Here is a 21,891-nt window from a genome sequence, read left to right as displayed (position 1 = left end):
ATGTGCGCCCCCGATTCGAGGAACGCCGCGTGACCGCCCCGGACCCGCACCTGGCCCAAGCGCTGGACTGGCTGATCCAGCTGGAAGACGCCGACGCCGCCACCCGCGCGCGCTTCGACGCCTGGCTGGCCGCGCACCCGGCCAACGCCAGCGCCTTCCGGCACGCCAGCAGCCTGTGGGATTCGCCGCTGCTCGGCCTGGCCGCCACCGGCCTGGAGTCCCAGGCGCAGCACCAGGCGCGGCAACGCAAGCGCCGGCGCTGGCGTTCCTTCGCCGCCGCCGCGGGGCTGTTGCTGGCAGTGGGCGTGGCCCTACAGGGCGACCTGCTGACGCACATCCGCGCCGACCACTACACCGCCGTGGGCCAGCGCCAGAGCCTGCAACTGGCCGACGGCTCGCGCATCCTGCTGAACACCGACACCGCCCTGTCCAGCCACCTCGACGAGCAGCGCCGCAGCGCCCGGCTGTTCCGCGGCGAAGCCTACTTCGACGTGGCCCACGACCGCAGCCGCCCCTTCGAGGTGGAGGCCGGCCCGGTGCAGGTGAGCGTGCGCGGCACCGCTTTCGCCGTGCGCTACCTGGGCAACGAGGCGGAAGTCAGCGTGCAGCACGGCGAGGTGGACCTGCGCAGCGCCGGCGACGACACCCGCGTCAGCCTCGGCGCCGGCGACAGCATCCGCGTCGGCCCCGGCGGCTTCGGCGAGCGCCGCCACAACGGCGAGAGCCAGCGCCTGCTGGCCTGGGTGCAGGGCCGCCTGGTGTTCGAGAACTGCCCGCTGAGCCAGGTGCTGGCCGAGCTGCGGCGCTACTACCCGGGCTGGATCGTCAACGCCGACGAGCGCCTGGAAGACGTCAGCATCACCGCCAACTACCGCCTGGACGACCCGCTGGGGGCCATGCGCTCCCTCGCCCAGATCACCTCCTCGCACCTGCGCGAATACCCGCGCCTGCTGATCCTCAACTAAGGCGCGCCCGCCATCGCGGGCGGCGTGTGGCAGCCCTTGCAGGAACGCACCGGGCCGGCCTGCTGGAAGGATTGCAGGCGCTTGAGGTGGCAGCTTTCGCAGAACTGGTGGAAGTCGTGCTCGATGGTCACGGCCAGCTGCGGCGACTCCTTGTGGCAGAGCACGCAGGTGCGGCTGCCGCTGGGCGAGGCCGAGGTGGAGCGGTCGACGAAGTCGTGGTGGCAGGTGACGCAGTTGATGCTGCCATGGTTGGTGTGGTCGAAGTTCATCGGCAGCAACGGGTGCTGGCGCACCAGTTGGTCGTGGCCGTGCCGCGCGCCGAGGACGAAGGCCGCCAGCAGCGGGATGGCCAACAGCAGGTACCAGCGTTTCATAGCAGCGGCAGGTCCACGCTGCCGAGCAGCGCATAGAGCCCGGCCAACGCCAGGCCGGCGCAGAGCACGCCCAGGCTCAGGCGGCTGGCCAGGTAGGCGCTGTGCCGCCGGCGCCCGCCCTCGGCATAGTGCGGCGTGGGCCGCGGCAGCCGCGGCCAGGCCAGCGCGGCGACGCTGAGCGCGCCCCAGAGCACGGCCTTCCAGGTGGCGCCGCTGTAGTAGCCGGCGCCGATCATGTGCACGCCGGCCAGCGCGACTATGGCCGCGCTCCACCCATAATGCCAACGACGGAAGTCCGCATGTCTGGGCCAGATGCGCCGGCGCACGGCGGTCAGGCTCAGCGGCAGGATCAGCAGCAGAAGCAGCGTCGCGCCGTCGGCGGCGAGCATGTGCCAGGGCGCGCCGGGCAGCAGTTCGTCGAGCACCAGCGGCTCGTCCACCAGCAGCACCGCCACGTGGACGACCAGCAATACGGCGGCGACGAACGACAGGTCGCGGTGCAGCACCATGAAGAACTTGCCGTCGTGCCGCGGCCGGGCCATGGGCTTGCCGGTGTAGGCGAACAGCAGCAGGAACAGCGCCCCGGCGACGAAGCCGGCGACGTTGGCGAAGTCCCAGGCCGGGTGCACGCCGGGCATGGCGTCGAGCAGGAAGATGGCGGCGAACGGCAGCAGGCAGGCCAGCGCCACGCGCAGGGTCAGGGCGAACATGCGATCAGCCTCCTCTGCCGCCATCCGGAAAAGCGGCGTAGCGTGCCGCCGCGCGGCACGCTACGCAAGCCGCCCTTAGTGGGCGATGCACACCGACTTGATCTCGGTGTAGGCCTCGACCACGGCGCGGCCGAACTCGCGGCCCATGCCGGACTGCTTGACGCCGCCGAAAGGCATGCTCGGGTCCAGCAGCACGTGGGCATTGACCCAGACGGTGCCGGACTCGATGCGCGGCACCAGGTTCATGGCGCGGGTCAGGTCGTTGGTCCACAGGCTGGCGCCCAGGCCGTACTCGCTGTCGTTGGCCATCTCGATGGCCTGGTCCTCTTCCTTGAAGGAAAGCACCGCCAGCACCGGGCCGAAGACTTCATTGTGGGCCACGGCCATGTCCTGGGTGACGTCGGCCAGCACGGTCGGGCGCACGAAGAAGCCGTCGCAGTCCATCGGCTCGCCGCCGCAGACCACCCGGGCGCCTTCGCGGCGGGCGGTCTCGATGTGCTTGAGCACCGAGGCCTGCTGCTTGCGCGACACCAGCGGGGTGATCTGCGCAGTGTCGTCCATGCCCTGGCCGATGCTCATACCGGCGACCACCGCGCCGAGCTTGTCGACGAACTCGGCATAGCGCGACTCGTGCACGTAGAAGCGCGAGGCCGCGGCGCACACCTGGCCGCTGTTGAGCAGGCCGCCCAGCAGCGCACCCTGCACGGCCTTGTCGATGTCGGCGTCGGCCAGGATGATCATCGGGTTCTTGCCGCCCAGTTCCAGGGCGAAGCGCGTCATGTTCTGCATGGCGGCGATGCCGACGCTGCGGCCGACAGCGGTGGAGCCGGTGAAGGACACCTTGCTGATCAGCTTGTGCGAAGCCAGGCCGCCGCCGATGCGCGCGCCGTCGCCGGTGACCAGGTTGAACACCCCGGCCGGCACGCCCGCCTCGAAGGCCAGCTCGGCCAGGCGCAGGGCGGTCAGCGGGGTTTCCGAAGCGGGCTTGATGACCACGGTGTTGCCGGTGGCCAGTGCCGGCATCAGCTTCCACACGGCGATCATCAGCGGGAAGTTCCAGGGCACGATGCCGGCGACCACGCCCACCGGCTCGCGGCGGGTGAAGGCGGTGAACTTGGTGCCCGGCGGCAGCGGGATGGACACGTCCAGGGACTGGCCCTCGATCTTGGTCGCCCAGCCGGCCATGTAGCGCATGAACTCCACGGTGGCGCCGACGTCGAGCATGCGCGTCAGGTTGATCGACTTGCCCTGGCTGAGGGTTTCCAGCTGGGCCAGTTCCTCGGCGTGCTGCTCCACCAGGTCGGCGAAGCGCAGCAGGATGCGCTCGCGGTCGGCCGGGCGCAGGTCGGACCAGACGCGCGACTTGAAGGCGGCGTGGGCGGATTTCACGGCGCGGTCGAGCATCTCGGTATCGATGTCGGCGATCTGCGCGATGGTTTCGCCGGTGGCCGGGTTGAGCACGTCGCTGGTGGGGCCGTCGTAGGCCACCCAGGCGCCGTCGATGAAGCAGCCGTGGCGGCGCTGGAGGAACTCGGCGACCTGCGGCAGGGTTGCGGTGATGCTCATGGTGACTCCTGTTCTTGCGGCCCGCGGGCCAGGCAGGGAACCGCTCGCCGGGAGCGGCCGGGAAAGGTCAGTGCTGCTGGCTGAGCCACAGGCTCAGGGCCTTGCGCTCGTCGGCATCGGCCAGGCCCTGATAGGGCATGTAGGTGCCCGGCACGGCGGCCTGGGGCTGGGTGACGAAGGCTTCGAGGCTCTCGCGGCTCCAGGCCGCGCCCCTGTCCTTCATCGCCTGGGAATAGCTGAAACCGGCCAGGGAACCGGCGTTGCGGCCGATCACCCCATGCAGGTTCGGCCCCATGATGTTGGCGCCGCCGGCATTGGCGGTGTGGCAAACGGAGCAGTCGCGCTCGAAAACGGCCTGGCCCTTGGCGGCCAGGTCATCGGCCAGGGCCAGCCCGGACTGGGTACCGGCCACGGCCAGCAGCAGGCCGCAGAGGCCGGTCTTGATTCGGGTTTTCACGGTGAAAAGCATGCAGGGGCACTCTCGATCGATTCTTATCGGCCGGACACAAGGCAGGTGCCGGTCGAGGACGATTGTCGCCAGGGGCGCGAGTGCGGGTGTTTTTCTGTGTGCCAGTCGTGTTGGTGGGGGTGCCAGAAGAGCCGCTGGAGGCTGGAGGCTGGAAGCTGGAAGCAAGAGCGGTAGGGGCAACCGCCGGCTACGTCGAGGGGCTTTTCGTAGGATGGGTTGAGCTTGCGATACCCATGCTGCCGGGGTGATGGGTATCGCTTCGCTCAACCCATCCTACGGAGCTGGGAAGCTATGGTGCCGGGCCCAAGAGCCCCCTCTCCCTAACCCTCTCCCTGAAGGGAGAGGGGACCGTTGGGCAGGGTCGGATGTTCTGGAGTTAGCCGGTTAGCGCAGGGATTGCCATCTGGGGCCAGGCCCCCTCTCGGCACGGACAAGCCCCCTCTCCCTTCAGGGAGAGGGCTGGGGAGAGGGAGCGGAGTCGACCTGATATGCCAGTGCCACAGGGAGCCCCCGTTCGCGAGCAAGCTCGCTCCTACGAAAAGCAGGTGCGCGCAGCCGGCCTGGCTAGCACCGCGGACTCCAGCTGAAACCATTTCTCCTCTCGGCACGGACAGCCCCCTCTCCCGCTTGCGGGAGAGGGTTGGGGAGAGGGGCTCTTCACGCTCTTGCTTGCAGCTTGCAGCCGGGGTGGCGTTCTGGCCGACGGCGGATAACCGCGAACGGTTATTCGCCCTACGAAGCTGCCTCTCTCCCTTCAGAGAGGGCTCTTGGCGCTCTTGCTTCCAGCTTCCAGCTTCCAGCCTCCAACGGCTCTTACATCAATGCACATACCGCTTCCGATACTCCCCCGGCGAAACCCCGAAGCGCGACTTGAACGCCGTGGAGAAGTAGCTGGAATCCGAGAACCCCCAGGCATACCCCAGCGCCGACAGCTTCTGCTCGCCCGCCGCGTTGCGCAGGGATTCGGCGCAGAAGTCCAGGCGGCGGTTCTTGATGTACTGCGCCACCACCAGGCCCTTCTTGGCGAACATGCGGTACAGGCCGCGCACCGACACGCCCACTTCGCGGGCGATCAGTTCCGGGCAGAGTTCCTCGGCGCCGATGTGCTCGTCGATGAAGGCCAGCGCCTTGCGGAACAGCCTTTCATGGCTGTCGCCCTCGGCTTCCGCGCCGGCCAGTGCCGGGCGCAGCAGGCTGACCAGGGCGTCGAGGGTGGCCTCGCTTTCCTGCATGCCCAGGCCGTTCTGGCGGGTGGTTTCGAGGATCAGGGTGTTGGCCAGCACCGCCACCGGCGAACTCGCCGGGATGCGCCGCGCACAGTCGATGCCGGAGAAACGCAGGCCGCGCTCCAGCACCTGGCGCGGGAGGATCAGCGACAGCTGCCGCGAGTCCTCCTCGTAGGTCATGTCGCAGGGGCGGTTGGCGTCCACCAGGGTGATGTCGCCGCGGGCCAGCTGCACGCGGCTGCCGTCCTGCTCCAGGCGCGAGCGCCCTTCGAGCTGGAACACCGCGTAGAAGTGGCCGTTGCCGCTGGCGCTGACCTCCTTGCTGGTGCGGTACAGGTGCACCTGGGACATGTCGACCACGCTGAGCTTGATGGCACCGCCCTGGTACTCCCGCAGCTTCCCGTGGAAGGACGGCCCCAGGGTGCGCGCGTCGAAACGCCCGCACGCCTGGTTGACCTGGCACAACCACGCTTCGAAAGCCTCATCCCTGGAAATCGATGAAGGGTTCATGACCTAAAGCCTCATGCACGCATTGTTTTTATCAGCGGACGCTCAGGCAGGCATCCGTCATGGCCCGGCCGTTCGGCCGGTGGTCCCGCAGCGCCGCCTCGGTCCGGCGCTTGTGAAGCATGTTTCGAGCCAGCCTGGCTCAGTTCAGCCCTCCGAAGCGCCGGTAGAAGCTCTCGCCGGCATCCGGCAAGGGGCCATCGGCGGTCTCCAGGGCGCTGTTCAGCCACACCTCGGCCCTGGCGTACACCAGGCGGTAGAGGTTGCGGCACAGCTGCCGCGCCGCGCGCCCTTCCCAGTCGCCGGGGAGCAGTTCGTCCGGCAATTGCGGGTCGCGCAGTAGCAATTTGCGATATTCGTGGATCAACAGGGTGCGCGCCAGGAAACAGTCCTGGGCATCCGGCTCGCCCTGCTCGCGCAGCGCCTGCCACAGTGGGCGGAACAGGCGGATGAATTCGCTGTAGTGCTGGCCCAGCTCGTCGATCTTCCAGCTCTCGCGCACCTGCAGGCGCATGGCCTTGGAGGCGAGCACCTCCTGGGCGTGGGTCTCGAAGACGATGCTGTCGTCCAGCGCGTCCAGGTCCAGCAGGGTCGCGGTGAGGTCGGCGCGGTCGCAGCGCGGGCAGGCCAGCACGCTCGGGGCGATGGCGCCGAAGCCCTGCCATTCCAGCTCCTCGCGCACCTGCTTGCGCTTGTCCGCCGCCAGCTGCGACAGCAGCACCAGCGTCCAGGCGCCGTCCCAGGCCGGCAGGCCGGGGCTGTACACGCGCTTGAAGGCCTTCTCGAAACGCCGCCGGCCGGTGCCGGTGAGGCTGTAGTAGCTGCGCCGGCCGACCTTCTCGGCGGTCAGCCAGCCTTCCTTGGTCAGGCGGAAGATCGAGGTGCGGATCAGCCGCTCGTTGATCCCCATGGGCTCCAGCAGGCCGATCAGGCTGCCCAGCCAGACGGTGCCGCCGTGGGGTTCGATGGCGTCGCCATAGAGGGTGATGATCAGCGAACTGGCGCGGATCGGCGTCTGTTCCTGGAAGCGGGCGATCAGTTGGTTCAGCGGGGCGAGACTGCTCATGGCTCGGTCGGGCGCGGATAAAGCGCCGACTATACCTGCCCGCCGGGCCGCCTGGCCATTGGAGCGAACCCCAATGAGGCTCATGCGCCCTGCCCCTTCGGGCGGAACCCGGAATCGCCCAGGCGCGGGCGGTCGGCCTCCACCGCGGCCAGCGGCTGGCATTCCACCAGGCTGGCCAGGCAGCGCTTGCTCAGTTGCTGGTATTCGGCGGTGCCGCGCTGCTTCCAGGCGATCTCCTGCTCGCTCAGCTCGCGCTTGACCGTGGCCGGCGAGCCCATCACCAGGCTCTGCGGCGGGCATTCGAAGCCGGCCTTGACGAAGGCGGTGGCGGCGACGATGCAGCGCTCGCCGATGCGCGCCTTGTCCATCACCACCGCGTTCATCCCCACCAGGGCGTCGGCGCCGATGCGGCAGCCGTGCAGCACCGCGCCATGGCCGATGTGGCCGTTGCGCTCGACCACCGTGTCGCTGTCCGGGAAGCCATGCATGACGCAGGTGTCCTGCAGGTTGGCGCCCTCCTCCAGGATGATCCGCCCGAAGTCGCCGCGCAGCGCCGCCAGCGGCCCCACGTAGCAGCCGGGGCCGACGATGACGTCGCCGATCAGCACCGCAGTGGGGTGCACGTAGGCGGTCGGGTCGACCACCGGTGTCAGACCTTCGAGGCTGTAGCAGGGCATCTCAGGCCTCCTCTTCGGGCAGATCGAGGTGGCGCTGCACCCTGAGCGGGCATCCAGCTTCGGCGAAGGGTTCCAGCGCGCAGGCGACGGACGGCATCGGGGTGGCTCCTTGTGCACGGCGGCGCCAGGGGCGCCGGCAAGGCGGGACGGGAAAGCGACCCGTCGCGATTCGTTGTTTGGAAAATCTTGTATCACAACAAATCCGATCGTCAATGCGCCCGATGCTGTATCGCTTTCCCGAGCGACCACCGGCACGCCTGCCAAGCCGCAAATCCTATAGCTCTCAGCCCTTGCCCAACGGGCTTCGCAGCCCCTTGCGGAAGCCCGAACCTGGCAGCTCGCTCGACACACGAGACACATAAATCAATTTTGTTATTGTTGTTTTGTATCACTTAAGGCATATACTGGATGCCAGCCAGGGCCCGTCCGCACCCACAGAGGCGCGACGGGCCCACATAACAATTCCAATGAGCCGGCCCCAGGCCGTGCGTGCAGCCTGAGGAGTTCTACATGCCTCGTACCCTCGCCGTGCAGGCGCCCGAGGACGGCGTCCGCCTGATCACCCTGCAGCGCCCCGAGGCGCTCAACGCCCTGAACACCGAACTGCTGGGCGAACTGGCCGCGGAACTGGACGCCGCCGAGCGCGACGCCGAGACCCGCGTGGTGGTCATCACCGGCAGCCGCAAGGCCTTCGCCGCCGGCGCCGACATCAAGGAGATGGCCGAGCGCGACCTGGTCGGCATCCTCGACGACCCACGTGTGGCCCACTGGCAGCGCATCACCGCCTTCGCCAAGCCGCTGATCGCCGCGGTCAACGGCTTCGCCCTGGGCGGCGGCTGCGAACTGGCGATGCACGCCGACATCCTCATCGCCGGCGAGGACGCCCGCTTCGGCCAGCCGGAAATCAACCTCGGCATCATCCCCGGCGCCGGCGGCACCCAGCGCCTGCTGCGCGCCGTGGGCAAGTCCCTGGCCATGCAGATGGTCCTCACCGGCGAGGCCATAGACGCCCGCCACGCCCTGCGCGCCGGCCTGGTCAGCGAAGTCACCCAACCCGAGTTCACCGTCGAGCGCGCCCTGCAGGTCGCCCGCGTCATCGCGCGCAAGGCGCCGCTGGCCGTGCGCATGGCCAAGGAAGCGCTGCTCAAGGCCCAGGACACCGACCTGGCCAGCGGCCTGCGCTTCGAGCGCCACGCCTTCACCCTGCTGGCCGGCACCGCCGACCGCGAGGAAGGCATCCGCGCCTTCCAGGAAAAGCGTCCGGCGCGCTTCCTCGGCCGCTGAAGCCTCTTCCTTTCCATATACCGATTGATGGAGCGAGCCCGCCCATGACCTTCGAGCACATCCTGTTTTCCATCGAGGACGGCGTCGCCCTCCTCAGCCTGAACCGCCCGGAGCAGCTGAACAGCTTCAACGCCAGGATGCACGGCGAGGTGCGCGAAGCGCTCAAGCAGGTGCGCCAGAGCGAAGAGGCCCGCGTGCTGCTGCTGACCGGCGAAGGCCGCGGCTTCTGCGCAGGCCAGGACCTGTCCGACCGCAACGTCGCCCCGGGCGCCGAGATGCCCGACCTGGGCGAGTCCATCGAGAAGTTCTACAACCCGCTGATCCGCACCCTGCGCGACCTGCCGCTGCCGGTCATCTGCGCGGTCAACGGCGTGGCCGCCGGCGCCGGGGCGAACATCCCGCTGGCCTGCGACCTGGTCCTGGCGGCGCGTTCGGCCAGCTTCATCCAGGCCTTCTGCAAGATCGGCCTGATCCCCGATTCCGGCGGCACCTGGACGCTGCCGCGGCTGGTCGGCCTGGCCCGCGCCAAGGCCCTGGCCCTGCTGGGCAACCGCCTGTCCGCCGAGCAGGCCGAGCAATGGGGCCTGATCTACCAGGTGGTGGACGATGCCAACCTGCGCGAGGAAGCCCTCAAGCTCGCCCGTCACCTGGCCACCCAGCCGACCTACGGCCTGGCGCTGATCAAGCGCAGCCTCAACGCCAGCCTGAACAACAGCTTCGACGAGCAGCTGGAGCTGGAGCGCGACCTGCAGCGCCTGGCCGGGCGCAGCGAGGACTACCGCGAAGGCGTCGGCGCCTTCATGGAAAAACGCACCCCCAGCTTCAAGGGCCGCTGACATGCACGCACTGGATATCAATGCCCAGGTCGCGGTGATCGGCGCCGGCGCCATGGGCGCCGGCATCGCCCAGGTGGCGGCCCAGGCCGGCCACCCGGTGAAGCTCTACGACAACCGCCCGGGCGCCGCCGCCCAGGCCATCGACGGCATCGACCGCCAGCTCGGCCGCCTGATCGAGAAAGGCAAGCTCGACGCCGAGCAGCGCAGCGCCATAGTCGCTCGCCTGCAACCGGTGGAAGCCATCGAGGCCCTGGCCGATGCGCGCCTGGTAATCGAGGCCATCGTCGAGAACCTGGAGGTCAAGCGCGGCCTGCTGAACCAGCTGGAAGCGCTGTGCGCGGCCGACTGCATCCTCGCCAGCAACACCTCCTCGCTGTCCATCACCAGCCTCGCCGCAGGCCTCAAGCACCCCGAGCGGGTGATCGGCATGCACTTCTTCAACCCGGCGCCGCTGATGGCCCTGGTGGAGATCGTCTCGGGCCTTGCGACCTGCCCGGAACTGGCCAAGGCCCTGCACGCCACCGCGAAGAACTGGGGCAAGCAGCCGGTGTACACCCGCTCTACCCCCGGCTTCATCGTCAACCGCGTGGCCCGCCCCTTCTACGCCGAAAGCCTGCGCCTGCTGCAGGAAGGCGCCGCCGACTGCGCCAGCCTCGACGCGCTGCTGCGCGACGCCGGCGGCTTCCGCATGGGCGCCTTCGAGCTGACCGACCTGATCGGCCACGACGTCAACTACGCGGTGACCTGTTCGGTGTTCGCCGCCTACTACGGCGACTTCCGATTCCAGCCCTCGCTGATCCAGAAGGAGCTGGTGGACGCTGGCCGCCTGGGCCGCAAGAGCGGCCGCGGCTTCTACGACTACGCCGAAGGCGCCGAACGCCCGCAGGCGGCCGAGCTGACCAGCGCAGCCGAAGTGGCCAGCTGCGTGGTCGAAGGCGACCTGGGCGTGGCCCAGCCGCTGGTGCAACGCCTGAAGGACGCCGGCGTGCAGGTGGTCGAGCGCGCCGGCAGCGGCCTGCTGCGCGTCGGCGACGCGGTGCTGGCACTCTCCGACGGCCGCCTGGCCAGCCAGCGCGGCAAGGACGACGGCCTGCGCAACCTGGTGCTGTTCGACCTGGCGCTGGACTACGCCAAGGCCTCGCGCATCGCCATCAGTTGGTCCGCCGACACCAGCGCCGAAGCCCGCGACCAGGCCGTGGCCCTGCTGCGCCGCGCCGGCCTGAAGGTCACTGCGCTGGCCGACCTGCCCGGCCTGGCCGTGCTGCGCACCGTGGCGATGCTCGCCAACGAGGCCGCCGACGCCGTGCTGCAGGGCGTAGGCTCGGCCGCCGACATCGACCTGGCCATGCGCGCCGGGGTGAACTACCCGCGCGGCCCGCTGGCCTGGGCCGAGGCCATCGGCGTCGGCTACGTGCTGAACACCCTAGACAACCTGCAACGCAGCTACGGCGAGGAGCGCTACCGCCCGTCCCTGCTGCTGCGCCGCAAGCACGCCGAAGGGAGCCGCCTGCATGACTGAGCGCACCCCCGAACAACTGGCCCGCGCCTGCGCCGACGCCATGTTCAGCCGCGACCTGGCCACCCAGCGCCTGGGCATCGCCCTGCTCGACGCCGGCCCCGGCAGCGCGCAGGTGAGCATGCCGGTGCGCGAGGACATGATCCAGGGCCACGGCACCTGCCACGGCGGCTTCCTCTTCGCCCTGGCCGACTCGGCCTTCGCCTTCGCCTGCAACAGCTATGACGAGGCCACCGTGGCTATCGGCTGCAGCATCGACTACGTGGCCCCGGCGCGCCTGGGCGACGAACTGACCGCCACGGCCAGCGAGCAGAGCCGCAGCGGCCGCACCGGCAACTACGACGTCCGCATCGAAAACCAGCACGGACAGCTGATCGCCCTGTTCCACGGCAAATCCTACAAAGTGCGCGGCACCGTGCTGACGCAGGAGACCCCCGAATGACCAACGCCACCCTCAGCGACGCCCTGATCATCGACGCGGTGCGCACGCCCATCGGCCGCTACGCCGGCGCCCTCAGCAGCGTGCGCGCCGACGACCTCGCCGCCATCCCACTCAAGGCTCTGGTGCAGCGCCACCCGCAGCTGGACTGGAGCGCCATCGACGACGTCATCCTCGGCTGCGCCAACCAGGCCGGCGAGGACAACCGCAACGTCGCGCACATGGCCTCGCTGTTGGCCGGCCTGCCCCAGGAAGTGCCCGGCACCACCATCAACCGCCTGTGCGGCTCGGGCCTGGACGCCATCGGCAACGCCGCCCGCGCCCTGCGTTGCGGCGAGGCCGGGCTGATGCTCGCCGGCGGCGTCGAATCCATGTCCCGCGCGCCCTTCGTGATGGGCAAGTCCGAGCAGGCCTTCGGCCGCAGCGCGGAGATCTTCGACACCACCATCGGCTGGCGCTTCGTCAACAAGCTGATGAAGGCGCAGTTCGGCATCGACTCCATGCCGGAAACCGCGGAGAACGTCGCCGAACAGTTCGGCATCTCCCGCGCCGACCAGGACGCCTTCGCCCTGCGCAGCCAGCACAAGGCCGCCGCCGCCCAGGCCCGCGGCCGCCTGGCGAAGGAAATCGTCCCGGTGGAAATCCCCCAGCGCAAGGGCCCGGCCAAGGTGGTCGAGCATGACGAGCACCCGCGCGGCGACACCACCCTGGAACAGCTGGCCAGGCTCGGCACGCCGTTCCGCGAGGGAGGCAGCGTCACCGCCGGCAACGCCTCGGGGGTCAACGACGGCGCCTGCGCGCTGCTGCTGGCCAGCCCGCAAGCGGCCCAGCGCCACGGCCTGAAGGCCCGCGGCCGGGTGGTCGGCATGACGGTGGCCGGCGTCGAGCCGCGGATCATGGGCATCGGCCCGGTGCCGGCGACGCGCAAGGTGCTGGAGCTGACCGGCCTGAGCCTCAACGACATGGACGTGATCGAACTCAACGAAGCCTTCGCCGCCCAGGGCCTGGCCGTGCTGCGCGAACTGGGCCTGGCCGACGACGACGAGCGCATCAACCCCAACGGTGGCGCCATCGCCCTGGGCCACCCGCTGGGCATGAGCGGCGCGCGCCTGGTCACCACCGCGCTGCACGAGCTGGAAGAGCGCGGCGGCCGCTACGCCCTGTGCACCATGTGCATCGGCGTCGGCCAGGGCATCGCCATGGTCATCGAGCGCCTGCCGCAGTAATTCTGGCAGAGACGCCAAAGACCCTGGCCAGAAGCGCAAAGACCCGATTCCACGGGGGGCGTATCCTCCCCCCATGACACTCGCAGCCCGTACGCGGGCTGGCGTACAAGAACAAATCGAGTGAACCCATGAATATGTACCATGATGCCGAACGTGCCCTGCTCGACCCGCTGGAGACCGCCAGCGTCGATGAACTGCGCCAGCACCAGCTGGACCGTCTGCGCTGGAGCCTCAAGCACGCCTACGACAACGTCCCGCTGTACCGCCAGCGCTTCGCCGAAGCCGGCGTGCACCCGGACGACCTGAAATCCCTCGACGACCTGGCGAAGTTCCCCTTCACCGACAAGAACGACCTGCGCGACAACTACCCCTACGGCATGTTCGCCGTGCCGCAGCGCGAGATCGTGCGCCTGCACGCCTCCAGCGGCACCACCGGCAAGCCCACGGTGGTCGGCTACACGCAGAACGACATCGACACCTGGGCCAACGTGGTGGCGCGCTCGATCCGCGCCGCCGGCGGGCGCAAGGGCGACAAGGTCCACGTGTCCTACGGCTACGGCCTGTTCACCGGCGGCCTGGGCGCCCACTACGGCGCCGAGCGCCTGGGTTGCACGGTGATCCCGATGTCCGGCGGCCAGACCGAGAAGCAGGTCCAGCTGATCCGCGACTTCCAGCCGGACATCATCATGGTCACCCCGTCCTACATGCTCAACCTGGCCGACGAGATCGAACGCCAAGGCATCGACCCGCACAGCCTCAGGCTGCGCCTGGGCATCTTCGGCGCCGAGCCGTGGACCGCCGAACTGCGCCGCGCCGTGGAAGAGCGCCTGGGCATCACCGCCCTGGACATCTACGGGCTGTCCGAGATCATGGGCCCGGGCGTGGCCATGGAGTGCGCCGAGACCAAGGACGGCCCGACCGTCTGGGAAGACCACTTCTACCCGGAGATCATCGACCCGGCCACCGGCGCGGTGCTGCCCGACGGCGAATACGGCGAGCTGGTGTTCACCTCGCTGTCCAAGGAAGCGCTGCCGATGATCCGCTACCGCACCCGCGACCTCACCCGCCTGCTGCCGGGCACCGCGCGGCCGATGCGGCGCATCGACAAGATCACCGGGCGCAGCGACGACATGCTGATCATCCGCGGGGTGAACGTGTTCCCCACGCAGATCGAGGAGCAGGTGCTGAAAGTGAAACAGCTGGCCGAAGTCTACGAAATCCACCTGTATCGCAACGGCAACATGGACAGCATGGACGTGCACGTCGAGCTCAAGCACGAACTGCAGCACCTGGACGCCGAGCAGCAGAAGCAGGTGGCCAACGAGCTGAGCAAGCAGGTCAAGACGCACATCGGCATCAGCGCGCGCATCCTGATCCAGCCGTTCCACAGCCTCAAGCGCTCGGAAGGCAAGGCCTGCCACGTGTTCGACAAGCGCAACCAGGGCTGATCGCCCCGCGCCACGAAAACCCCGCTTCGGCGGGGTTTTTCGTTTGCACGCGGTGCCCTGCCGGCGATTGCGCCGTGATGCTTTTCGTAGGATGGGTTGAGCGAAGCGATACCCATCACCATGGCCCGATGGGTATCGCAAGCTCAACCCATCCTACGGGGCTGCGGCGGGGAGTTTCTCGTTGGCACGCGACCCCACACCCTGTAGGAGCGAGCTTGCTCGCGAACGCTCTTGCGCTGGGCGGTTCGCTCCTACGAAAAGCCCTCTCCCGGCAACATCCCGACACGAACTTCGCCCGCACCACCCTCCCCGCCCCACGTCCGCTGAGCGACAATCAATTCCGATACGTAATTACAAATAAACAATATATTTACGTATCAAACAAATCGCCTCGACAACCTCACAACAACAGAGAGCGCGCCATGACCCTGCCCCTGGAACGCCTCCGGGAACACCCGGACTTCCTCCTGCTCGTCCGCCGCAAGCAACGTCTCACCTGGTCCCTCACCGCCACCCTGCTGCTGGCCTACTACGGCTTCGTCCTGCTGGTGGCCTTCGCCCCCGACCTGCTGGGCCGCCCGCTCGCCGGCGGGGTGACCAGCGTCGGCATGCTCGCCGGCGTCGGTCTGATCCTGCTCTCGGTGCTGCTCACCGGCCTCTACGTGCACCAGACCAACAAGGTGCTGGACCCGCTGAACGACCGGCTCAAGCAGGAGGCCCAGGCATGAAGGCCCTGTTCCTGCTCGCCGGCCTGGCGCTGTCCGAGCCGGCCCTGGCCGCCGGCGCCGAACGCCCGCTGAACTGGCACGCCATCGGCCTGTTCCTGGCCTTCGTCCTGTCCACCCTGGCCATCACCCGCTGGGCCGCCCTGCGCACCCGCTCGGCGGCGGACTTCTACACCGCCGGCGGCGGCCTCACCGGCATGCAGAACGGCCTGGCGATCGCTGGCGACATGATCTCCGCGGCGTCCTTCCTGGGCATCTCGGCGATGATGTTCGCCAGCGGCTACGACGGCCTGCTCTACGCCCTGGGCGTGCTCGCCGGCTGGCCGATCATCCTCTTCCTGATCGCCGAGCGCCTGCGCAACCTGGGCAAGTACACCTTCGCCGACGTGGTCTCCTACCGCCTGGAGCAGGCGCCGATCCGCATCACCGCGGCCCTCGGCACGCTGATCGTGGCGCTGCTGTACCTGGTGGCGCAGATGGTCGGCGCCGGCAAGCTGATCGAACTGCTGTTCGGCCTGAGCTACCTGCAGGCGGTGCTGGTGGTGGGCGCGCTGATGGTCTGCTACGTGACCTTCGGCGGCATGCTGGCCACCACCTGGGTGCAGATCATCAAGGCCGTGCTGCTGCTCTCGGGCACCAGCTTCATGGCCTTCATGGTGCTGCGCCACTTCGGCTTCAGCAGCGAGGCGATGTTCGCCGCGGCCACCGAAGTGCACGCCAAGGGCGTGGCGATCATGGCGCCGGGCGGCCTGCTGGCGAACCCGGTGGACGCCATCTCCCTGGCCCTGGGCATGATGTTCGGCACCGCCGGCCTGCCGCACATCCTGATGCGCTTCTTCACCGTCAGCGACGCCCGCGAGGCGCGCAAGAGCGTGTTCTACGCCACCGGCTTCATCGGCTACTTCTACCTGCTGCTGATCGCCGTGGGCTTCGGCGCCATCGTCATGGTCGGCGACGACCCGGCCTTCCGCACCGCCGAGGGCGCGCTGATCGGCGGCGGCAACATGGTCGCCGTGCACCTGGCCCAGGCCGTGGGCGGCAACCTGTTCCTCGGCTTCATCTGCGCGGTGACCTTCGCCACCATCCTCGCGGTGGTAGCGGGCCTGGCGCTGTCGGCGGCCTCGGCGGTGTCCCACGACCTCTACGCCTGCGTGCTGCGCAAGGGCCAGGCCAGCGAGGCCGAGGAAATGCGCGTGTCGCGCCTGGCCACCCTGGGCATCGGCGTGCTGGCGGTGATCCTCGGCGTGCTCTTCGAGTCGCAGAACATCGCCTTCCTCTCCGGCCTGGTGCTGGCCATCGCCGCCTCGGTGAACTTCCCGGTGCTGTTCCTCTCGATGTTCTGGCGCGGCCTGACCACCCGCGGCGCGGTGGCCGGCAGCCTGGCCGGCCTGCTCACCGCCATCGCCCTGCTGGTGCTCGGCCCGCCGGTGTGGGTGGCGGTGCTGGGCAACGCCGAGGCGGTGTTCCCCTACAGCAACCCGGCGCTGTTCTCCATGAGCGCGGCCTTCCTGGCGGCCTGGGGCTTCTCGGTGAGCGACCGCTCGGCGCGGGCGGAGGCGGAGCGTGGGCGGTATATGGGGCAGTTCATCCGGTCGATGACGGGGATTGGGGCGGCGGTGGCCAGTCGGCATTGAGAGGCTTGGCTTCATCGTCAAGCGGACCTCCGCTCCCTCTCCCCAGCCCTCTCCCTGAAGGGAGAGGGAGCCGTCCTCTACCTGCTGAAACATCCGAGCACTCCTGCGGCCTTTGGCTATTGAGTGATAAGGCTTGGCTTCATCGTCAAGCGGACCTCCGCTCCCTCTCCCTAACCCTCTCCCTGAAGGGAGAGGGGACCGTTGGGCAGGGTTTGGTGTTATGGCGTTAGCCGGCTAGCGCAGTGGCTGCCGGCGGAAACCATCACCTTTCTCGGCACGGACAAGCCCCCTCTCCCTTCAGGGAGAGGGCTGGGGAGAGGGAACCCAACTCACCCCCAACACCAAAAACATCCAGCCCACTCCCCGACCGCCCATCACCTTCCGCCACCCCCCTGTCGATCCTCCCCCACCCTGAACGACTAGCAATCGACCCCATGGGAGACCCACCTCCCCCCCCAAACAGCAAAGGGAGCCCCACCATGAACTACATCGACGGCTTCATCGTCCCCGTCCCCACCGCCAACCGCGAGGCCTACACCGAGCTGGCCCGCAAGGCGGCGGTGGTCTTCAAGGAGTACGGCGCGCTCAGCGTGGTCGAGTGCTGGGGCGACGACGTCCCCGAAGGCAAGGTGACCTCCTTCCCCATGGCCGTGAAACGCAAGGAGGACGAGGCCGTGGTGTTCTCCTGGATCACCTGGCCGTCCCGCGAGGTACGTGACGCCGGGATGAAGAAGGTCATGGAGGACCCACGCCTGAAGGACAACTTCCAGTCCATGCCCTTCGACGGCCAGCGCATGATCTTCGGCGGCTTCCAGGTGATCGTCGACGCCTGAACCGATACCGGCGCCCGCCCCAGCGGGCGCCATCGGAGACACACATTCCAACCTTAGTCGAATTTTACGTATCGCTTTAACCCCTCCATTCGTCACTCCGGTATCGCGCCGGAGCCGCGACCACCCGCCTGATCCACACCCTCCTCTATCATCACGCTCACCGCCAGATAGCCGCAAATTCCAGCAATCAGTCACTACAAGCCTTCCACTGGCGCCCAACGCCCCACCCGCGCCTACCCCCAAAGCGATACAAAAAACGTATACGACACACTATTTAGTGTTAGACATTGCTTTCTGTATCATTTAAAAATAACGCCATGGCCAAGGCCTCCCCCACAACAGAACAAAGGCTGGAGACACAGCATGTACGCACAACTGGTCGAGACTGGCGTAAAGCGCGTCAAGTCGCTCGAGGACATGTCCCCCGAGGAGCGTGCCTTCCAGGAGAAGATCGACGCCGAGATCAAGATCGAGGCGAAGAACTGGATGCCCGACGCCTACCGCCAGACCCTGATCCGGCAGATTTCCCAGCACGCCCACTCGGAAATCGTCGGCATGCTGCCGGAGGGCAACTGGGTCACCCGCGCGCCGACGCTCAAGCGCAAGCTGCAGCTGATGGCGAAGATCCAGGACGAAGCCGGCCACGGCCTGTACCTGTACAGCGCCATGGAAACCCTCGGCGCCGACCGCGACGAGGAAGTCGCCAAGCTGCACTCCGGCCGCGCCAAATACTCCAGCATCTTCAACTACCCGACGCTGAACTGGGCCGACATGGGCGCGGTGGGCTGGCTGGTGGACGGCGCCGCCATCGTCAACCAGGTGGTGCTGCAGCGCACCTCCTACGGCCCCTACTCCCGCGCGATGATCCGCATCTGCAAGGAAGAGAGCTTCCACCAGCGCCAGGGCTACGAAATCCTCCTGACCATGATGCGCCACGGCACCCAGGCGCAGAAGGACATGGTCCAGGACGCCATCGACCGCCTCTGGTGGCCGGCGCTGATGATGTTCGGCCCCAGCGACGAACACTCGCCCAACAGCGCCCAGTCCATGGCCTGGAAGATCAAGCGGCAGAGCAACGACGAGCTGCGCCAGCGCTTCGTCGACCAGACCGTGCCGCAGCTGGAACTGCTCGGCTGCACCGCCCCCGACCCGCACCTGAAGTGGAACGAGGAACGCGGCCACTACGACTTCGGCGAAATCCAGTGGGAAGAATTCTACGAAGTGCTCAAGGGCAACGGCCCGTGCAACGCCGAGCGCATCGCCACCCGCCGCAACGCCATCGAGAGCGGCGCCTGGGTCCGCGAGGCCGCGGTCGCCCATGCCCGTAAAAAACAACAACGCAAACGCGACGCCGCCTGAGCCGCGAGGAGATAACCGCCATGGCTGAATGGACCCTTTTCGAAGTCTTCGTGCGCAGCAAGCACGGCCTGAACCACAAGCATGTCGGCAGCGTTCACGCCGCCGACGCCGCGATGGCCATCGAGAACGCCCGCGAGCTGTACACCCGCCGCAACGAAGGCGTGAGCCTCTGGGTGGTGCCCTCGGCGCTGATCACCGCCTCCTCGCCCGACGAGAAGGACCCGCTGTTCGACCCGGCGCAGGACAAGGTCTACCGCCACGCCAGCTTCTACGAGCTGCCACCCGAAGTCGGCCACATGTGAGATCGCGTGCATGAACCCGCATAACGACAAGATCGAATACCTGCTGCGCCTCGCCGACAGCGCCCTGATCCAGGGCCAGCGCCTGTGCGAATGGTGCGGCCGCGCCCCGGCCCTGGAAGAAGAGCTGGCGCTGATGAACGTCGGCCTCGACCTGGTCGGCCAGGCGCGCAACTGGTACGAGTACGCAGCGGAGCTGCTGGACGACGGCCGCGACGCCGACCACCTGGCCTTCCGCCGCGACGAGCGCGCCTTCCGCAACCTGCTGCTGGTCGAGCAGCCCAACGGCGACTTCGCCGTGACCATGGCCAAGCAGTTCCTCTACGACGCCTGGCACTTCCACGTGCTGCGCCAGTTGAGCAACTCCAGCGACGCGCGCATCGCCGCCATCGCCGCCAAGGGCCTGAAGGAAGTCACCTACCACCTGCGCCGCTCCGGCGAGTGGGTCGAACGCCTGGGCGACGGCACCGAGGAAAGCCACGCGCGCATGCTGGCGGCGATTCCGCAGGTATGGCGCTTCACCGTCGAGATGACCAACGCCGACGAAGTGGAACAGCGCCTGTTCGCCGAAGGCGTGACGCCCAACCCGGAAGAGCTGGCCGCCGCCTGGCGCGCCAAGGTCGCCGACATCTTCGCCAGCGCCACCCTGCCGCTGCCCGAGCCCGCGGTGAACTTCTACCTCAGCGGCCGCCGCGGCCTGCACACCGAGCACCTGGGCATCCTCCTGGCCGAGATGCAGTTCCTCCAGCGGGCCTACCCCGATGCGACCTGGTGAGCTGATCGCCAGCGACCGCGGCGCGCGCGCAGGCTCCGCCGACGACCTCAGCCGCGCCTGGCACGTGCTGGGCCAGGTGATGGACCCGGAAGTGCCGGTGGTCAGCGTGGTCGATCTTGGCATCGTCCGCGGCCTGGAGTGGCACGGCGGGCACCTGCACGTGGTGGTCACCCCCACCTACTCCGGCTGCCCGGCCACCGAGGTCATCGAGCAGGACATCCAGCACGCCCTGGAACACGCCGGCTTCGCCGCGCCGCAACTGGAACGCCGCCTGGACCCGGCCTGGACCACCGACTGGATCAGCGACGCCGGGCGCCAGGCGCTGCGCGAATACGGCATCGCCCCGCCGGCCGGCAGCACCAGCAAGCGCAGCCTGCTCGGCGAGACCCCGGAAGTGCGCTGCCCGCAGTGCGGCAGCCTGCACACCGAGCAGCTCAGCCAGTTCGGCTCCACGGCCTGCAAGGCGTTGTACCGCTGCGTCGATTGCCGCGAACCCTTCGACTATTTCAAGTGCATCTGAGCGGCGCCGCCGCCGGAGAAGAACAATGAGCAAATTCCACAGCCTGAAGATCCGCGAAGTGCGCCCGGAGACCCGCGACGCCGTGTCCATCGCCTTCGACGTCCCCCAGGACCTGCAGGACAGCTTCCGCTTCGAGCAGGGCCAGCACCTGGTGGTGCGCGCCCACCTGGACGGCGAGGAAGTGCGCCGCTCCTACTCCATCTGCAGCGGCGTCAACGACGGCGAGCTGCGCGTGGCGATCAAGCGCGTGCCCGGCGGGCGCTTCTCCGCCTACGCCAACGAGGCGCTGAAGGCCGGCGCCAGCCTGGAAGTGATGCCGCCGGCCGGCCACTTCAACGTGCAGCTGGATGCGGCGCGCCACGGCAACTACCTGGCGGTGGCCGCCGGCAGCGGCATCACGCCGATCCTGTCGATCGTCAAGACCACCCTGGAAAGCGAGCCGCACAGCCGCGTCACCGTGCTCTACGGCAACCGCTCCAGCAACGCCGCGATGTTCCGCGAGCAGTTGGAAGACCTGAAGAACCGCTACCTGCAGCGCCTCAACCTGATCTTCGTGTTCAGCCGCGAGCAGCAGGACGTGGACCTGTACAACGGCCGCATCGACGCCGACAAGTGCGGCCAGCTGTTCAGCCGTTGGCTGGACGTGAAAAGCCTCGACGCCGCCTTCATCTGCGGCCCGCAGGCGATGACCGAGACCGTGCGCGACCAGCTCAAGGCCAACGGCATGCCGGCCGAGCGCATCCACTTCGAGCTGTTCGCCGCCGCCGGCAGCGAAAGCAGGCGCGAAACCCGCCAGGCCGCCGCCGCGAGCGACAGCGGCAAGAGCCAGGTCACGGTGATCAGCGACGGCCGCGAACTGTCCTTCGAACTGGCGCGCAACAGCGTCAGCGTGCTCGACGCCGGCAACGCCCAGGGCGCCGAGCTGCCCTACTCCTGCAAGGCCGGCGTGTGCTCGACCTGCAAGTGCAAGGTGATCGAAGGCGAAGTGGAAATGGACAGCAACTTCGCCCTGGAAGACTACGAAGTGGCGGCCGGCTACGTGCTCAGCTGCCAGGCCTTCCCGCTGAGCGACAAGGTGGTCCTCGACTTCGACCAGCTCTGACCTCCGGCTCTTCGTAGGAGCGAGCTTGCTCGCGAACCGCACTCTGCCGCTGTTTCGGTGCGCGCGGAGACATCGATCGCGGACAAGGTCCGCTCCTACAGGGGAGGCACGGCTTTTGTAGGAGCGGACCTTGTCCGCGATTCGCCGGCAGGGCCGGCGCTGGGTGGGTTCGCGAGCAAGCTCGCTCCTACAGGCAAAGATTCAGGTTTCACCGCCCCGGGCCCAAAAGGCCCCTGGCGTCCCTGACCCGGCGGTTTTCCCCGCCACCGTTCCAACGCGCCGCCGCAGCCCACCCGGCTACGGTGGTCACCGGCCGCGGCCGGAACCCTTGCGTA

Annotated in this window: 22 protein-coding genes; 15 read left to right on the top strand and 7 right to left on the bottom strand. The window is 68.3% G+C overall.

Features of this window, described 5'->3' with window-relative positions; genetic code table 11:
- Nucleotides 1-29: 29 nt before the first annotated feature.
- Nucleotides 30-965, top strand: a complete 936-nt coding sequence (locus PM1_RS13785; protein WP_009622439.1) for a FecR family protein — start codon at nucleotides 30-32, stop codon at nucleotides 963-965.
- Here the strand turns inward: PM1_RS13785 and PM1_RS13780 are convergent.
- The 7 genes from PM1_RS13780 to paaY form a co-directional block, all read right to left on the bottom strand.
- On the bottom strand, nucleotides 962-1,339 hold the full coding sequence (locus PM1_RS13780; RefSeq protein WP_009622446.1) for a cytochrome c3 family protein: 378 nt from the start codon (nucleotides 1,337-1,339) through the stop codon (nucleotides 962-964). The genes PM1_RS13785 and PM1_RS13780 overlap by 4 nt on opposite strands.
- A complete protein-coding gene (locus tag PM1_RS13775) occupies nucleotides 1,336-2,049 on the bottom strand; it encodes a hypothetical protein (protein WP_009622447.1) in 714 nt (237 codons plus the stop codon). Before PM1_RS13775 ends, PM1_RS13780 begins: the two co-directional genes overlap by 4 nt.
- 75 nt (nucleotides 2,050-2,124) lie before the next feature.
- On the bottom strand, nucleotides 2,125-3,615 hold the full coding sequence (locus PM1_RS13770) for an aldehyde dehydrogenase family protein (RefSeq protein WP_009622448.1): 1,491 nt from the start codon (nucleotides 3,613-3,615) through the stop codon (nucleotides 2,125-2,127).
- A gap of 67 nt (nucleotides 3,616-3,682) precedes the next feature.
- Nucleotides 3,683-4,084, bottom strand: a complete 402-nt coding sequence (locus tag PM1_RS13765; protein ID WP_009622449.1) for a c-type cytochrome — start codon at nucleotides 4,082-4,084, stop codon at nucleotides 3,683-3,685.
- Between the two features lie 818 nt (nucleotides 4,085-4,902).
- A complete protein-coding gene (gene feaR, locus PM1_RS13760) occupies nucleotides 4,903-5,820 on the bottom strand; it encodes a transcriptional regulator FeaR (RefSeq protein WP_009622450.1) in 918 nt (305 codons plus the stop codon).
- Between the two features lie 139 nt (nucleotides 5,821-5,959).
- Complete coding sequence (gene paaX, locus PM1_RS13755; RefSeq protein ID WP_024128733.1) at nucleotides 5,960-6,883, bottom strand: phenylacetic acid degradation operon negative regulatory protein PaaX; 924 nt, start codon at nucleotides 6,881-6,883, stop codon at nucleotides 5,960-5,962.
- An 80-nt stretch (nucleotides 6,884-6,963) separates the two neighbouring features.
- On the bottom strand, nucleotides 6,964-7,560 hold the full coding sequence (gene paaY, locus PM1_RS13750; protein ID WP_009622454.1) for a phenylacetic acid degradation protein PaaY: 597 nt from the start codon (nucleotides 7,558-7,560) through the stop codon (nucleotides 6,964-6,966).
- A gap of 510 nt (nucleotides 7,561-8,070) precedes the next feature.
- On the opposite strand from paaY, the gene paaF reads away from it, so the two are divergent.
- The 14 genes from paaF (at nucleotide 8,071) to paaE (ending at nucleotide 21,556) form a co-directional block, all read left to right on the top strand.
- Nucleotides 8,071-8,844 (top strand): 2,3-dehydroadipyl-CoA hydratase PaaF, encoded by a 774-nt coding sequence (gene paaF / locus PM1_RS13745; RefSeq protein WP_009622458.1) that lies wholly within the window; start codon nucleotides 8,071-8,073, stop codon nucleotides 8,842-8,844.
- 44 nt (nucleotides 8,845-8,888) lie between these two features.
- On the top strand, nucleotides 8,889-9,680 hold the full coding sequence (gene paaG / locus PM1_RS13740; protein ID WP_009622460.1) for a 2-(1,2-epoxy-1,2-dihydrophenyl)acetyl-CoA isomerase PaaG: 792 nt from the start codon (nucleotides 8,889-8,891) through the stop codon (nucleotides 9,678-9,680).
- Nucleotide 9,681: 1 nt separating this feature from the next.
- Nucleotides 9,682-11,199 (top strand): 3-hydroxyacyl-CoA dehydrogenase PaaH, encoded by a 1,518-nt coding sequence (gene paaH, locus PM1_RS13735; protein ID WP_009622462.1) that lies wholly within the window; start codon nucleotides 9,682-9,684, stop codon nucleotides 11,197-11,199.
- The gene (gene paaI / locus PM1_RS13730; protein ID WP_009622469.1) at nucleotides 11,192-11,638 is read left to right on the top strand and encodes a hydroxyphenylacetyl-CoA thioesterase PaaI; all 447 of its coding nucleotides are present in this window, start codon (nucleotides 11,192-11,194) and stop codon (nucleotides 11,636-11,638) included. Before paaH ends, paaI begins: the two co-directional genes overlap by 8 nt.
- Nucleotides 11,635-12,861: a 3-oxoadipyl-CoA thiolase gene (pcaF, locus tag PM1_RS13725; RefSeq protein ID WP_009622471.1), complete on the top strand. Its 1,227-nt coding sequence runs from the start codon at nucleotides 11,635-11,637 to the stop codon at nucleotides 12,859-12,861. Before paaI ends, pcaF begins: the two co-directional genes overlap by 4 nt.
- Nucleotides 12,862-12,989: 128 nt before the next feature.
- Nucleotides 12,990-14,309, top strand: coding sequence for a phenylacetate--CoA ligase PaaK (gene paaK, locus PM1_RS13720; protein ID WP_009622473.1), 1,320 nt, complete (start codon nucleotides 12,990-12,992; stop codon nucleotides 14,307-14,309).
- Nucleotides 14,310-14,731: 422 nt separating this feature from the next.
- Nucleotides 14,732-15,037, top strand: a complete 306-nt coding sequence (locus PM1_RS13715) for a DUF485 domain-containing protein (RefSeq protein ID WP_009622475.1) — start codon at nucleotides 14,732-14,734, stop codon at nucleotides 15,035-15,037.
- Nucleotides 15,034-16,668 carry a cation acetate symporter gene (locus PM1_RS13710; RefSeq protein WP_009622477.1) on the top strand — a complete coding sequence of 545 codons (1,635 nt, stop codon included), beginning with the start codon at nucleotides 15,034-15,036 and terminating at the stop codon, nucleotides 16,666-16,668. Before PM1_RS13715 ends, PM1_RS13710 begins: the two co-directional genes overlap by 4 nt.
- A 479-nt stretch (nucleotides 16,669-17,147) precedes the next feature.
- Nucleotides 17,148-17,501: a DUF1428 domain-containing protein gene (locus tag PM1_RS13705; protein WP_009622479.1), complete on the top strand. Its 354-nt coding sequence runs from the start codon at nucleotides 17,148-17,150 to the stop codon at nucleotides 17,499-17,501.
- 363 nt (nucleotides 17,502-17,864) lie between these two features.
- Nucleotides 17,865-18,860 (top strand): 1,2-phenylacetyl-CoA epoxidase subunit PaaA, encoded by a 996-nt coding sequence (gene paaA, locus PM1_RS13700; protein WP_009622485.1) that lies wholly within the window; start codon nucleotides 17,865-17,867, stop codon nucleotides 18,858-18,860.
- 20 nt (nucleotides 18,861-18,880) lie between these two features.
- Nucleotides 18,881-19,162, top strand: a complete 282-nt coding sequence (gene paaB, locus PM1_RS13695; RefSeq protein ID WP_009622486.1) for a 1,2-phenylacetyl-CoA epoxidase subunit PaaB — start codon at nucleotides 18,881-18,883, stop codon at nucleotides 19,160-19,162.
- A 10-nt stretch (nucleotides 19,163-19,172) separates the two neighbouring features.
- Entirely contained in the window at nucleotides 19,173-19,934 is a 762-nt protein-coding gene (gene paaC / locus PM1_RS13690) for a 1,2-phenylacetyl-CoA epoxidase subunit PaaC (protein WP_009622487.1), read from the top strand.
- The gene (gene paaD / locus PM1_RS13685; RefSeq protein WP_009622488.1) at nucleotides 19,921-20,454 is read left to right on the top strand and encodes a 1,2-phenylacetyl-CoA epoxidase subunit PaaD; all 534 of its coding nucleotides are present in this window, start codon (nucleotides 19,921-19,923) and stop codon (nucleotides 20,452-20,454) included. Before paaC ends, paaD begins: the two co-directional genes overlap by 14 nt.
- Before the next feature lie 25 nt (nucleotides 20,455-20,479).
- Entirely contained in the window at nucleotides 20,480-21,556 is a 1,077-nt protein-coding gene (paaE, locus tag PM1_RS13680) for a 1,2-phenylacetyl-CoA epoxidase subunit PaaE (protein ID WP_009622490.1), read from the top strand.
- Nucleotides 21,557-21,891: the final 335 nt, after the last annotated feature.

The sequence above is a fragment of the Pseudomonas sp. M1 genome, assembly GCF_022760135.1.
Lineage (GTDB): Bacteria > Pseudomonadota > Gammaproteobacteria > Pseudomonadales > Pseudomonadaceae > Pseudomonas > Pseudomonas citronellolis.
Note: the sequence above shows the minus strand (reverse complement) of the source record. Positions and strands in the feature narration are given on the sequence as shown.

Coding starts and splice junctions, on each gene's coding strand:
- PM1_RS13780 (WP_009622446.1), bottom strand. CDS start 1,339: ATGAAACGCTGGTACCTGCTGTTGGCCATCCCGCTGCTGGCGGCCTTC.
- PM1_RS13775 (WP_009622447.1), bottom strand. CDS start 2,049: ATGTTCGCCCTGACCCTGCGCGTGGCGCTGGCCTGCCTGCTGCCGTTC.
- PM1_RS13770 (WP_009622448.1), bottom strand. CDS start 3,615: ATGAGCATCACCGCAACCCTGCCGCAGGTCGCCGAGTTCCTCCAGCGC.
- PM1_RS13765 (WP_009622449.1), bottom strand. CDS start 4,084: ATGCTTTTCACCGTGAAAACCCGAATCAAGACCGGCCTCTGCGGCCTG.
- feaR (WP_009622450.1), bottom strand. CDS start 5,820: ATGAACCCTTCATCGATTTCCAGGGATGAGGCTTTCGAAGCGTGGTTG.
- paaX (WP_024128733.1), bottom strand. CDS start 6,883: ATGAGCAGTCTCGCCCCGCTGAACCAACTGATCGCCCGCTTCCAGGAA.
- paaY (WP_009622454.1), bottom strand. CDS start 7,560: ATGCCCTGCTACAGCCTCGAAGGTCTGACACCGGTGGTCGACCCGACC.
- paaF (WP_009622458.1), top strand. CDS start 8,071: ATGCCTCGTACCCTCGCCGTGCAGGCGCCCGAGGACGGCGTCCGCCTG.
- paaG (WP_009622460.1), top strand. CDS start 8,889: ATGACCTTCGAGCACATCCTGTTTTCCATCGAGGACGGCGTCGCCCTC.
- paaH (WP_009622462.1), top strand. CDS start 9,682: ATGCACGCACTGGATATCAATGCCCAGGTCGCGGTGATCGGCGCCGGC.
- paaI (WP_009622469.1), top strand. CDS start 11,192: ATGACTGAGCGCACCCCCGAACAACTGGCCCGCGCCTGCGCCGACGCC.
- pcaF (WP_009622471.1), top strand. CDS start 11,635: ATGACCAACGCCACCCTCAGCGACGCCCTGATCATCGACGCGGTGCGC.
- paaK (WP_009622473.1), top strand. CDS start 12,990: ATGAATATGTACCATGATGCCGAACGTGCCCTGCTCGACCCGCTGGAG.
- PM1_RS13715 (WP_009622475.1), top strand. CDS start 14,732: ATGACCCTGCCCCTGGAACGCCTCCGGGAACACCCGGACTTCCTCCTG.
- PM1_RS13710 (WP_009622477.1), top strand. CDS start 15,034: ATGAAGGCCCTGTTCCTGCTCGCCGGCCTGGCGCTGTCCGAGCCGGCC.
- PM1_RS13705 (WP_009622479.1), top strand. CDS start 17,148: ATGAACTACATCGACGGCTTCATCGTCCCCGTCCCCACCGCCAACCGC.
- paaA (WP_009622485.1), top strand. CDS start 17,865: ATGTACGCACAACTGGTCGAGACTGGCGTAAAGCGCGTCAAGTCGCTC.
- paaB (WP_009622486.1), top strand. CDS start 18,881: ATGGCTGAATGGACCCTTTTCGAAGTCTTCGTGCGCAGCAAGCACGGC.
- paaC (WP_009622487.1), top strand. CDS start 19,173: ATGAACCCGCATAACGACAAGATCGAATACCTGCTGCGCCTCGCCGAC.
- paaD (WP_009622488.1), top strand. CDS start 19,921: ATGCGACCTGGTGAGCTGATCGCCAGCGACCGCGGCGCGCGCGCAGGC.
- paaE (WP_009622490.1), top strand. CDS start 20,480: ATGAGCAAATTCCACAGCCTGAAGATCCGCGAAGTGCGCCCGGAGACC.